At 66.9% G+C, this 8,752-nt stretch carries 6 protein-coding genes and 4 pseudogenes; all 10 read left to right on the forward strand.

Annotated features, from left to right (window positions below):
• A pseudogene (locus BAY1663_RS15440) lies at window positions 1-794 on the forward strand (bifunctional hydroxymethylpyrimidine kinase/phosphomethylpyrimidine kinase).
• Window positions 795-808: 14 nt separating this feature from the next.
• Window positions 809-1,449: pseudogene (gene thiE / locus BAY1663_RS15445) on the forward strand (thiamine phosphate synthase).
• Between the two features lie 57 nt (window positions 1,450-1,506).
• Complete coding sequence (gene hemL, locus BAY1663_RS15450) at window positions 1,507-2,790, forward strand: glutamate-1-semialdehyde 2,1-aminomutase (protein ID WP_037042416.1); 1,284 nt, start codon at window positions 1,507-1,509, stop codon at window positions 2,788-2,790.
• An 8-nt stretch (window positions 2,791-2,798) separates the two neighbouring features.
• Window positions 2,799-3,458: a hypothetical protein gene (locus BAY1663_RS15455; RefSeq protein WP_051497166.1), complete on the forward strand. Its 660-nt coding sequence runs from the start codon at window positions 2,799-2,801 to the stop codon at window positions 3,456-3,458.
• 226 nt (window positions 3,459-3,684) lie between these two features.
• Window positions 3,685-4,227, forward strand: coding sequence for a tetratricopeptide repeat protein (locus BAY1663_RS15460; RefSeq protein WP_037042418.1), 543 nt, complete (start codon window positions 3,685-3,687; stop codon window positions 4,225-4,227).
• Between the two features lie 102 nt (window positions 4,228-4,329).
• Window positions 4,330-5,643 carry a tRNA (N6-isopentenyl adenosine(37)-C2)-methylthiotransferase MiaB gene (miaB, locus tag BAY1663_RS15465; RefSeq protein WP_037042420.1) on the forward strand — a complete coding sequence of 438 codons (1,314 nt, stop codon included), beginning with the start codon at window positions 4,330-4,332 and terminating at the stop codon, window positions 5,641-5,643.
• 131 nt (window positions 5,644-5,774) lie between these two features.
• A pseudogene (locus BAY1663_RS15470) lies at window positions 5,775-6,736 on the forward strand (PhoH family protein); the annotation flags it as partial.
• Window positions 6,737-6,772: 36 nt separating this feature from the next.
• A complete protein-coding gene (ybeY, locus tag BAY1663_RS15475; protein ID WP_037042429.1) occupies window positions 6,773-7,249 on the forward strand; it encodes an rRNA maturation RNase YbeY in 477 nt (158 codons plus the stop codon).
• A gap of 9 nt (window positions 7,250-7,258) precedes the next feature.
• Window positions 7,259-8,098: an HlyC/CorC family transporter gene (locus BAY1663_RS15480; protein ID WP_037042421.1), complete on the forward strand. Its 840-nt coding sequence runs from the start codon at window positions 7,259-7,261 to the stop codon at window positions 8,096-8,098.
• Between the two features lie 49 nt (window positions 8,099-8,147).
• A pseudogene (locus BAY1663_RS15485) lies at window positions 8,148-8,752 on the forward strand (apolipoprotein N-acyltransferase); the annotation flags it as partial.

An 8,752-nucleotide genomic window follows, 5' to 3' on the forward strand; every position in this document is an offset into this window, starting at 1 on the left:
ATGAAAAACCCTACTTCAAGACCCGTCGTCCTCTGCCTTTCCGGCCATGACCCCAGTGGGGGCGCCGGCCTGCAGGCGGACATCGAGGCCCTGCTCGCCCAGGGCTGCCATGCCGCACCGACGGTTACCGCGCTAACCGTGCAGGATAGCGTCAATGTCTCCGATTTTCGCGTACTCGACCGCCAATGGGTACTGGCCCAGGCCAATGCTGTGATCGCCGACCTGCCAATCGCCGCGGTCAAGCTGGGCATGCTCGGCTCGGTGGAAATGGTCGAGACCGTGCTCGAGATCATGCGCAAACTGCCCGGCGTACCGCTGGTCTGCGATCCAGTGCTGCGCGCCGGCGGCGGCGGTGCGCTGGGCAAGGACGACGTCGGCTACGCCATGCGCGAGCGACTGTTTCCGGTGGCGACCATCGCCACGCCGAACCTGCCCGAAGCGCGCATCCTCGCCGAGCTGCCCGAAGGCAGTGCCGACGAATGCGCCGAACGCCTGCTGCCGCATATCGACCATCTGTTGATCACCGGCGGCCATGGCGACGAAAGCGAAGTGCACAACCGCCTGTATTGCCGCGATGGCGCCCGCCACGACTTCACCTGCGCACGCCTGCCCGGCAGTTACCATGCTCCGGCTGCACCCTGGCCAGTACCCTTGCCGGTCGCCTGGCGCTGGGCGAAGCACTGGCCAGCGCGGTCGAATCCGCACTCGATTACACCTGGCGCACCCTGCGTGACGCCGAAGCCCCAGGCCACGGCCAGTACATCCCGCGCCGCCTGCCGCTGGACCTGGCCTGACCGGAGAGTTGCGCATGAAGGAAACCACCCGGCTCCGCGGCCTCTACGCGATCACCGACAGCAACTGCTGGCCGAAGGGCGCCTGCTGCCCTACGTCGAAGCCGCGCTCAAGGGTGGCGCACGCCTGCTGCAATACCGCGACAAGTCCGGCGACGATGCCCGTCGCCTGCGCGAGGCCGATGCCCTGCTGGAACTCTGCGCACACCACGGCGCGCAATTGATCATCAACGACGATGCCGAACTGGCCGCACGCCTGGGCGTCGGCCTGCACCTGGGCCAGGAGGACGGTTCGCTGTCCGCCGCGCGCGCCCTGCTCGGCCGCCAGGCGATCATCGGCGCCACCTGCCACGCGCAATTGGCGCTGGCCGAGCAGGCGATCGCCGAGGGTGCCAGCTACATCGCCTTCGGCCGCTTCTACAACTCGAATACCAAGCCCGGCGCACCAGCCGCCGACATCGAACTGCTGCAGCAGGCCCGGGCGCGCTTCAGCCAGCCGATCGCCGCCATCGGCGGCATCACCCTGGAGACCGCGCCACGGCTGATCGCCCAGGGCGCCAGCCTGATCGCGGTGATCCATGCGCTGTTCGCCGCCGACTCCGCGGCCGAGGTGCAGCGCCGCGCCGAAGCCTTCGCCCAGCTGTTCGCCACCCCCTGATTTCCAATGGCGGGCCGCACCGACGCCGGCCCGCCCCATGCATTCGCGAGGCCCCGCATGTCCCGTTCCGAAACCCTCTTCGCCAGCGCCCAGACCCACATTCCCGGCGGCGTCAATTCGCCGGTGCGCGCCTTCCGCAGCGTCGGCGGCACGCCGCTGTTCCTCAAGCACGCCGAAGGCGCCTACGTCATCGACGAGGACGACAAGCGCTACGTCGACTACGTCGGCTCCTGGGGTCCGATGATCCTCGGTCACAGCCACCCGCAGGTGCTCGACGCGGTGCGCCGCCAGCTCGAACACGGGCTGTCCTACGGCGCGCCGACCGCCATGGAGACCGAGATGGCCGAGCTGGTCTGCAGCCTGGTGCCGTCGATGGAGATGGTGCGCATGGTCAGCTCCGGCACCGAGGCGACCATGAGCGCCATCCGCCTGGCCCGTGGCTACACCGGCCGCGACGCCATCATCAAGTTCGAAGGCTGCTACCACGGCCACTCCGACAGCCTGCTGGTCAAGGCCGGCTCCGGCGCACTGACCCAGGGCGTGCCCAGCTCGGCTGGCGTGCCGGCCGACTTCGCCAAGCACACCCTGACCCTGGCCTACAACGACCTCGCCGAAGTCGAGGCCACGCTGAAAGAGAAAGGTGAGCAGGTCGCCTGCATCATCGTCGAGCCGGTGGCCGGCAACATGAACTGCGTACCGCCGGCGCCGGGCTTTCTCGAAGGTCTGCGCCGCCTGTGCGACGAACACGGCGTGGTGCTGATCTTCGACGAGGTGATGACCGGCTTCCGCGTCGCCCTCGGCGGCGCCCAGGCGCACTTCGGCGTGACGCCGGACCTGTCCACCTTTGGCAAGATCATCGGCGGCGGCATGCCGGTGGGCTGCTTCGGTGGCAAGCGCGCGATCATGGAAAGGATCGCCCCGCTGGGCCCGGTCTACCAGGCCGGCACCCTGTCGGGCAACCCGCTGGCCATGGCCGCCGGCCTGACCACGCTGAAGCTGATCAGCCGCCCCGGCTTCCATGCCGAGCTGAGCGACTACACCAGCCGCATGCTGCAGGGCCTGCAGGATCGCGCCGATGCCGCCGGCATCCCCTTCGTCACCACCCAGGTGGGCGGCATGTTCGGCCTGTACTTCAGCGGCGCCGACGACATCGTCACCTTCGCCGACGTGATGGCCAGCGATGCCGATCGCTTCAAGCGCTTCTTCCACCTGATGCTCGAAGGCGGCGTGTACCTGGCACCGAGTGCCTTCGAGGCCGGCTTCACCTCCATCGCCCACGGCGAGACCGAGCTTGCACTCACCCTGGAGGCGGCCGAGCGCGCCTTCGCCAGGCTCAAGTGAGCCCGGCGATGGACCTGCTGCAGACCCTGCTGCTGGCGCTGGGCGCAGGCGCCGGTGCGCTGCGGGTCGGCCGCGCGCGGCGCCACTACGGCGAAGCCGAGCAGCCGGCACTGTTCGGCGCCCTGCTGGGCTTCGTTCTTCTCGCGGCCAGCGGTGCCGTTGGCGTCGCCGGTTTCGCGGGCATGGCCGTACAGGAGGCGCAACAATGGCTGGAACGCGCCAGCCTGCTACTGGGGCTGCCACTGATCGCACTGGCCATGCTGACCCTGGCCCGCGGCTGGGCCTGGAGCCGGCCGAACTGGGGGCGCGTGGTGCTCGGGCTCTGCGTGTGCTTCGAACTGGCGCGGCAACTCGGCTGGAGCGCGCCTTACGCACTCGGCCTGCTGCTGGCCTGCGCCCTGCTGGTGCTGTATGCCGGCCTGCTGCAATGGCCGGCGCGCCTGCTTGGAGTAGCAGGGCTGGGCGCGGCCATCCTACTGCTGGCCGGCACACCGATGGACGGCACGCCGCTGGAGAACCCACTGAACGCGTATCGGCCACTGCTGCTGGCACTGGCCAGCCCATTGCTCGCCTGGCTGTTGCTGCGATTGCCGAACAGCGCACACGGGAAGCTGGGCCGCGCTGCTAGAGTGGCGCTGAGCGCAGCGAGGCCGCGGGGATCGGCATGAACACGTTGGGCTTCATCGCTGCGCGTCTCAACCCAACCTACGATCTGACCTGCTGTCGCTCCCATTCCCGGGCAGTGCCCGCAGGGGCGTCGCCAGGTCGCATAAAAAGCCGGTAAGCGGCGGTTAAAGGCTTTGTAAGCGGACTGCAGCTTATCCATAATGTGACGACGGGCTCGTTTCCCGGTCAAACCCATTACCGCCCTGCTTCTCGAGGCGCCAGATTTTCATGACCCGCACCGGCCGCATCCTGTCTTTGGGCTGTCTGCTGCTTCTCTCGCCTCTGACGGCTTCGGCCGGCGGCAATACCTTGCTGATCCCGGCGACGGCTCGCTGTGCGCTCAACACCCTTCCCGAAGAGCTCCCCGAAGCCCTGCGCGCCTGCCAGCAGGCGGCCAGCGAAGGCGACCTGCAGGCGGCCTACGAATTGGGCGAGTTCCACTACGACGGGCGGCGCGCCCCGCGCGACCTGGCCAAGGCGCTACACTGGTTCGAACAGGCCTCGCTGGGTGGCCATGCCACGGCGCAGCATCGACTCGGGGTGATGTTCTTTCGCGGCGAGGGGGTCAAGCCCAACAACGTGCAGGCCTACATCGTCCTCAAGATGGCCGCGGTCAATGGCGAGGAAGAGGCGCTGGACACCGCCGACCGGGTCTCCGCGCAGATGCGCCGCGACGAACTGGAAATCGCCACCCAGGTACTCGGACAGATCTTCCGCGACTACCTGATGGAACTGCAGGCCGCCGAGGGTCGCGGCCCGTTCCGCCCGTAGCCGATCCGTCCCTGCGGCGTTTTATCGAGCGCCCATGCTTTTATCGGCTTATCCCTGGCCCTATAATCCCCGGTCATTTTTTGCACAACGCCGGCCCGTAACATGACCCGCAAGCTTTTCATCGAAACCCATGGCTGCCAGATGAACGAGTACGACAGCTCGCGCATGGTGGACCTGCTGGGTGAACACCAGGCCATGGAGATCACCGAGAACCCGGCGGAAGCCGACGTGATCCTGCTCAATACCTGCTCGATCCGCGAAAAGGCCCAGGAAAAGGTCTTCTCCCAGCTGGGCCGCTGGCGCGAACTGAAGCAGGACAACCCGCAACTGGTGATCGGCGTCGGCGGCTGCGTGGCCAGCCAGGAAGGCGCGGCGATCCGCGATCGCGCGCCCTATGTCGACGTGGTCTTCGGCCCGCAGACGCTGCACCGCCTGCCGGAAATGATCGACGCCGCGCGCACCACCAAGACGCCGCAGGTGGACATTTCCTTCCCCGAGATCGAGAAGTTCGACCGCCTGCCCGAGCCACGCGTCGACGGCCCCAGCGCCTTCGTCTCGGTGATGGAAGGCTGCAGCAAGTACTGCACCTTCTGCGTGGTGCCTTATACCCGCGGCGAGGAAGTCAGCCGGCCGCTGGCCGACGTACTGGCGGAGATCGTCCACCTAGCCGAGAACGGCGTGAAGGAAATCACCCTGCTGGGGCAGAACGTCAACGGCTACCGCTACGACGGCCACGACTTCGCCGACCTGCTACATGCGGTGGCGGCCATCGACGGCATCGGCCGCATCCGCTACACCACCAGCCACCCGCTGGAATTCTCCGACGCCATCATCCAGGCCCACGCCGACATCCCGCAGCTGGTGAAGTACCTGCACCTGCCGGTGCAGGCCGGCTCCGACCGGGTGCTGGCGGCGATGAAGCGCAACCACACCGCGCTGGAATACAAGTCGCGCATCCGCCGGCTGAAGGCGGCAGTACCGGACATCCTGATCAGCTCGGACTTCATCGTCGGCTTCCCCGGCGAGACCGACAAGGACTTCGAGCAGACCATGAAGCTGATCGAAGACGTCGGCTTCGACTTCTCCTATTCCTTCGTCTACAGCGCGCGCCCCGGCACCCCGGCGGCGGACCTGGTCGACGACACCGCGGAGGAAGTGAAGAAGCAGCGCCTGGCGATCCTGCAGCAACGCATCAACCAGCAGGGCTTCGAGAACAGCCGACGAATGGTGGGCACCACCCAGCGCATCCTCGTCAGCGACTACTCGAAGAAGGACCCGGGCATGCTGCAGGGCCGTACCGAGCACAACCGCATCGTCAACTTCCGCTGCGACAACCCGCGGCTGATCGGCCAGTTCGTCGACGTACACATCGACGACGCCCTGCCGCACTCCCTGCGCGGCAGCCTGCTGCCTTGAGACGCACCGCATCAGCCCCATGTATCCCATGCGGGGCTGAAAATCGGCGCCGCGACTGCGCTTTCCGCTTTTCCCGAGCGGCGCTATTCTTCCTTCATCACTTCGCCGAACCCGGCCATACCTATAAGCCCTTGAACGCACCCATAGAACCTCATCGTTTCACCCTCGAACCCTTTGAAGCCCGTCGCTTCGCCAATCTCTGCGGCCAATTCGACGAGCACCTGCGCCTGATCGAGCAACGCCTGGAACTGGAGATCCGCAACCGCGGCAACCAGTTCGAGCTGATCGGTCCGCCCAACGTGGCCCAGTCCGCGGAGAACCTGCTGCGCCGACTGTACCGGGAAACCAAGACCACCGAGCTGTCGCCGGACATGGTGCACCTGTACCTGCAGGAGTCCGGGATGGAAGACCTGGCCAACCCCAACGCCCACCAGGGCGTCGCCCTGCGTACCCGCAAGGGCAACATCCGCCCGCGCGGCGCCAACCAGCAGCGCTACGTCAAGGCCATCCTCGACAATGACATCAACTTCGGCATCGGCCCGGCCGGCACCGGCAAGACCTACCTGGCCGTGGCCTGCGCGGTGGACGCGCTGGAACGCGAGCAGGTCCGGCGCATCCTGCTGGTACGCCCGGCGGTGGAGGCCGGCGAGAAGCTCGGCTTCCTCCCCGGCGACCTGGCGCAGAAGATCGACCCTACCTGCGCCCGCTGTACGACGCGCTCTACGAGATGCTCGGCTTCGAGCACGTGGCACGGCTGATCGAGAAGCAGGTGATCGAGATCGCACCGCTGGCCTACATGCGCGGACGCACCCTGAACAACAGCTTCATCATCCTCGACGAAAGCCAGAACACCACCCAGGAACAGATGAAGATGTTCCTCACCCGCATCGGCTTCGGTTCCACCGCGGTGATCACCGGCGACATCACCCAGGTCGACCTGCCGCGCGGCACCAAGAGTGGCCTGACGCACGTAATCGAGGTGCTCAAGGACGTCAACGGCATCAGCTTCACCCACTTCCAACCCAAGGATGTGGTGCGCCACCCGCTGGTGCAGCGCATCGTCGAGGCCTACGAGTCCTTCGAAGGCAAACAGCCCCAGCCGGCAAGCGCGCCGCCCAGGAACAAGCCGGTGATTGAACTCGACCTGCAATGCGCCAGCAGCGGCGCCGCCCCGGACGCCCGCGAGCTGCAGCGCTGGTGCGAACTGGCGCTGCGCCAGCGTAGCGGCGACTCCGAGCTGACCATCCGCCTGGTCGACGAGGACGAAGGCCGCGAGCTCAACCGCACCTGGCGACACAAGGACTACGCGACCAACGTGCTGTCGTTTCCCGCCGACGTGCCGGACGACTTGCTCGACATCCCCCTGCTCGGCGACCTGGTGATCTGCGTACCGGTGGTCGAGCGCGAAGCGGCCGAGCAGGGCAAGGCACTGGCGGCGCACTGGGCGCACCTGGTCATCCACGGCTGCCTGCACCTGCTCGGCTACGATCACATCGAAGACGCCGAAGCCGAAGAAATGGAAGACCTGGAACGCCAGTTGCTGGCCGAACTGGGACACCCCGACCCCTATGCCGAAGAACAGCCCGACACGGGCAAGGACTCCTGAGTCAACGACATGAGCGAAGATCGATCGATCAGCGGGCAGAAGACCTGGCTGGAAAAAATCACCCAGGCTTTTGCCCATGAGCCGAAAAACCGCCAGGAACTGCTGGAAATCCTGCGCGAAGCCCACCAGAACAAGCTGCTCGACAACGAGGCACTGGCCATCGTCGAAGGCGCCATCCAGGTCGCCGACCTGCAGGTGCGCGACATCATGGTGCCGCGCTCGCAGGTGATCAGCATCAAGGCCGACCAGTCGCCGAAGGAATTCCTCCCGGCGATCATCTCGGCCGCCCATTCGCGCTACCCGGTGATCGGCGAGAGCCTCGACGAAGTGATCGGCGTGCTGTTGGCCAAGGACCTGCTGCCGCTGATCCTCAAGGACGACCAGCACAGCTTCGACATCAAGGACCTGCTGCGCCCGGCCACCTTCGTGCCCGAATCCAAGCGCCTCAACGTGCTGCTGCGCGAATTCCGCGCCAACCACAACCACATGGCCATCGTCATCGACGAATACGGCGGCGTAGCCGGCCTGGTGACCATCGAGGACGTGCTGGAGCAGATCGTCGGCGACATCGAGGACGAGCATGACGTCGAGGAAGACAGCTACATCCGCCCGCTGCCCAGCGGCGACTTCCTGGTCAAGGCGCTGACGCCGATCGACAGCTTCAACGAGTACTTCGGCAGCGCCTTCCCCGACGACGAGTTCGACACCGTCGCCGGCCTGGTGATGAGCACCTTCGGCCATCTGCCCAAGCGCAACGAAGTCACCGAGATCGACGGCTTCCGCGTGCGCGTGCTCAATGCCGACAGCCGCCGCGTGCACATGCTGCGCTTCAGCCGGCTCAACGACTGAAGCGATCGAGACGCCCGAGCGCCCCGATCGTCTTCGCGAAGGAAACCCCATGCACTGGATCATCCGCCCCGGCTGGCCGGGCAACCTGCTGGCGCTGGCGGCCGGCACGCTGACCACCCTGTCGCTGGCGCCGTTCGACCTCTGGCCACTGGCGTTGCTGTCCATCGCCCTGCTCTACCTCGGGCTGGGTGAAGTCGCGCCGAAACAGGCGGCGCAGCGCGGCTGGTGCTACGGTTTCGGCCTGTTCGCCTCCGGCGTCAGCTGGGTCTACGTCAGCATCCACGATTTCGGCGCTGCCTCGCCGGCACTGGCGGGCCTGCTGACGCTGGGCTTCGTCGCCGGCCTGGCGCTGTTCTTCGCCCTGCTCGGCTGGATCTGGGCGCGCCTGCTGCGCAATCGCCATACGCCGCTGGGCGATGCGCTGGCCTTCGCCGCGCTCTGGCTGGCGCTGGATGCGCTGCGCGGCTGGATTCTCACCGGCTTTCCCTGGCTCTATAGCGGCTACAGCCAGCTCGACGGCCCGCTGGCCGGGCTGGCGCCGCTCGGTGGGGTCTGGCTGCTGAGCTTCGTCATCGCCCTCAGCGCCGCACTGCTGATCGCGCTGCCACGGCTGCGGACCGACAAGCCGCGCCTGGCCGCGGGCGCCGTGCTGCT

This window comes from Pseudomonas sp. BAY1663, from assembly GCF_000582595.1.
Lineage (GTDB): Bacteria > Pseudomonadota > Gammaproteobacteria > Pseudomonadales > Pseudomonadaceae > Stutzerimonas > Stutzerimonas stutzeri_AF.

Excerpts from the sequence above, each read along its gene's own strand:
- hemL (WP_037042416.1), top strand. The coding sequence starts at position 1,507 with ATGTCCCGTTCCGAAACCCTCTTCGCCAGCGCCCAGACCCACATTCCC.
- BAY1663_RS15455 (WP_051497166.1), top strand. The coding sequence starts at position 2,799 with ATGGACCTGCTGCAGACCCTGCTGCTGGCGCTGGGCGCAGGCGCCGGT.
- BAY1663_RS15460 (WP_037042418.1), top strand. The coding sequence starts at position 3,685 with ATGACCCGCACCGGCCGCATCCTGTCTTTGGGCTGTCTGCTGCTTCTC.
- miaB (WP_037042420.1), top strand. The coding sequence starts at position 4,330 with ATGACCCGCAAGCTTTTCATCGAAACCCATGGCTGCCAGATGAACGAG.
- BAY1663_RS15480 (WP_037042421.1), top strand. The coding sequence starts at position 7,259 with ATGAGCGAAGATCGATCGATCAGCGGGCAGAAGACCTGGCTGGAAAAA.